The 3,109-nt window shown below is 72.7% G+C and carries 4 protein-coding genes; 3 read left to right on the plus strand and 1 reads right to left on the minus strand.

The window, feature by feature from the left end:
* The 3 genes from FJ251_14930 to nth all read left to right on the plus strand — a co-directional run.
* A partial coding sequence (locus FJ251_14930; protein MBM4118996.1) for an aconitate hydratase occupies positions 1–637 on the plus strand: 637 nt, incomplete at its 5' end.
* Between the two features lie 211 nt (positions 638–848).
* A complete protein-coding gene (locus FJ251_14935) occupies positions 849–1,418 on the plus strand; it encodes a hypothetical protein (protein ID MBM4118997.1) in 570 nt (189 codons plus the stop codon).
* 125 nt (positions 1,419–1,543) lie between these two features.
* The gene (gene nth / locus FJ251_14940) at positions 1,544–2,197 is read left to right on the plus strand and encodes an endonuclease III (protein MBM4118998.1); all 654 of its coding nucleotides are present in this window, start codon (positions 1,544–1,546) and stop codon (positions 2,195–2,197) included.
* Here nth and FJ251_14945 read toward each other — a convergent pair.
* On the minus strand, positions 2,175–3,109 hold a 935-nt coding region (locus FJ251_14945; GenBank protein MBM4118999.1), incomplete at its 5' end, for a T9SS type A sorting domain-containing protein. The two genes, nth and FJ251_14945, sit on opposite strands and share 23 nt — an antisense overlap.

Here is a 3,109-nt window from a genome sequence, read left to right on the forward strand (position 1 = left end):
GGGGGCGAGCAGCCCGGCTGCGCGCTATCTCGAGGCGCGCGGCGTGGCGCGCGCGGACTTCAACAGCTACGGCGCGCGGCGCGGCAACCACGAGGTGATGGAGCGCGGTACCTTCGCGAACATCCGCCTGCGCAACCTGCTCGTGCCGGGCGTCGAGGGCGGCGTCACGCGGCACCTGCCGACGGGCGAGCAGCTCAGCGTCTTCGAGGCCGCCGCGCGCTACAAGGCGGCGGGCACGCCGCTCGTGATCCTCGCCGGTCAGATGTACGGCGCCGGTTCGAGCCGCGACTGGGCGGCCAAGGGCACCTTCCTGCTCGGCGTGCGCGCCGTGATCGCCGAGAGCTACGAGCGCATCCACCGCAGCAACCTGGCCGGTTTCGGCGTGCTGCCGCTGCAGTTCCGGCCCGACGAGACGCGCGCGAGCTTGGGTCTGACCGGCGAGGAGTCCTTTGCGCTGCCGGGCCTGGGGGGAGAGCTGCGCCCGGGGCAGGAGCTGGAACTGCTCGTTCGCGACGCCGGCGGGACCGAGCGGCGTCTCGCCGTGCTGCTGCGCCTGGACACGCCCGTGGAGCTGCACTACTTCCGGCACGGAGGGATCCTGCAGGCCGTGCTGCGAGGGATGCTCGGGAGCAACTAGTCCACCCAGCGCAGATCGCCCAGTCGGCTATCCATGTCTGAAACGCTGCGATCTCTCAGATTGTAGCGGGAATCCCTTTTCAGATGTCGCTGGAAGCGCTATTATCTGGGAACCGAATCTTGCTACCCGACTTTGCTGGGCGTCCCCAGCACCCACGGCGAGGGGACGGCCCCCGATCCCGGAACCCGAACCACAAACCCACGGAGATCCCATGCGCAAGCAGCTCCTTCTGCCCAGTCTACTCGCCATCAGCCTCCTCACCGCCGGCAGCAGCCTTGCGCTTGCCTGCGGCGGCGGCAAGACGACGAAGACCGCCAGCGCCGGCGCGGCCGGCCACTGCGGCAGTGCCGCCGTCCAGACAGCCGGCGCCGGCGGCCACTGCAGCGGCGCCGCGATGAAGACCGCCGATGGCAAGGCCTGCGCCAGCCAGGGCGACTTCTTCGTCAGCAACTACATGTGCCTGAGCGGCGCGATGAAGGGCCACTGCGCCACCAGCAGCCAGACGGCCGCCAAGAGCTGGCACGAGGGCCTGCAGGCCCTGATCGCCAGCGGCAAGGCCGCCGAGCACAGCGCCGAGCTGAACAGCCTGGCCCCCCAGCTCGCGGACTGGCCCGCGGACGCCGCGCTGGCCCAGGCGCGCTTCGCGGCCGTCTCCGAGTGGACGGCGCGCTACTGCGAGCGCTTCCCCGAGAAGGCTGCGGGCGCCAAGGTCGTCAGCGATCCCGAGACCGGCCGCCGCTGGGTGGAAATGGCCGACGCGAGCGCCGACGGCAACTCCTAGCGCCACGATCTAGCAAGAGCACGGAGTCCCCTCACTGCCTCCGGCGCGGCGCCCCTCCCCAGCGGGAGGGGCGCCGTTTTTCGTCCCCGATTGCGCCGGCGCCCGGCCCTCCCTATGCTGGCCCCATGCCCCGCGAGTCCCTCAGCCGCCGGCGCGAGCGCGCCCTCCGCCTCGGGGCCGCGCTCGCGCGGCTCTACCCCGATGCGCGCTGCAGCCTCGATTTCGCAAGTCCCTACCAGCTCTGGGTCGCCACCGTGCTGAGCGCGCAGTGCACGGACGAGCGGGTGAACCGCGTCACGCCCGCGCTCTTCGCGGCGGCGCCGGATCCGGCGGCCCTGGCGGCCTTGCCGAGCGCGCGCCTGGAGGAGCTGATCCGCAGCACGGGCTTCTTCCGCACGAAGGCGCGGCACCTGCAGGGCGCGGCCGCGCGCCTGCTCGCCGAGCACGGCGGCCGCCTGCCCGCCGACCGCGCGGCGCTCACGGCCCTGCCCGGCGTCGGCCGCAAGACCGCGAACGTGATCCTCGGCAACGCCTTCGACCTGCCCGGCCTGCCGGTGGACACGCACGTCGGCCGCCTGGCGCGGCGGCTCGGCCTGTCGCGGGAAGAGGACCCGGTGAAGGTGGAGCAGGACCTGATGGCGCTCTATCCGGACCGCGAGTGGACCCTGCTCAGCCACCGGCTGATCCAGCACGGCCGGCAGGTGTGCGCGAGTCGCCGGCCGCGCTGCGCGGCCTGCGCGCTCGCGCCCGACTGCCCTAGTCGGCCGGCAGCAGGATGAGCTTGCGCGTCTGGACCTCTTCGCCCAGGCGCGCGCGCAGGAAGTAGACGCCGCCGGCCTGCGGCTCGCCCTGCTCGTCGCGGCCGCGCCACTCGGTGAGCAAGGCGCCCGGCTCGCGCTGGCCGTCCCAGAGACTGACCAGCCGGCGGCCGAGCACGTCGTAGATCTCCAGGCTGACCTCGCCACTGCGGCGCAGCGCGAGCTGGATGCTGGTGCCCGCCGCCGGATCGAAGGGGTTCGGGTAGGGCGCGAGCAGGGCCAGCGCGGCGGAGAGATCGGAGCCGGCCACGGCGCGGTGCAGGAGCCGGTGATCGGGATCGAGGGCCACGGCCGTCGGCTGGCTCGCGAAGCTCCACTGGTAGCTGTTCAGGGGCTCGCCGGGCGCCACGCGCAGCGTGCTGTCGGCGGCGCCGCCGGCGAAGCTGACGCGCAGGTCCAGCGAGTCGGGGTAGAGCGCGCCGGCCTGAGTCTGCTGGATTTCGACCGTGAGCGTCCAGTCCGCGCCCGCGCCGGCCGCCGCCCAGGACCAGGCGTAGACCGGCTGGCCGACTCCGTAGACCCAGCGCGTGAAGAAGGCGTCGATCTCGACGTCGGGCACCGCCGTGTGCAGCTTCGTGGCGGCGATGAAGTCCGCGGTGGTCGCCGTGCGGCCCGCGTGCGGGGAGTCCTGCGCCCAGTAGCGGAGCAGGGCGAAGAAGTCCGTGTCGCCCAGGCGCTGGCGCAGCATGTGCAGCACCCAGCCGCCCTTCCAGTAGGCCGTCGTGTTGAAGGTGTAGTCCGGGTCGTAGACGCTGCCGGCGAAGGCCTCGCCGTTCGGCAGCCGGCGCCGCAGGTACATGTACTCCCCGGCCGTGTAGCGGCCCAGGTGCTCGTAGTAGAGCGCCTCGCCGTAGGTCGCGAAGCCCTCGTTTT

This window comes from bacterium (assembly GCA_016873475.1).
Classification (GTDB): Bacteria; Krumholzibacteriota; Krumholzibacteriia; order JACNKJ01; family JACNKJ01; genus VGXI01.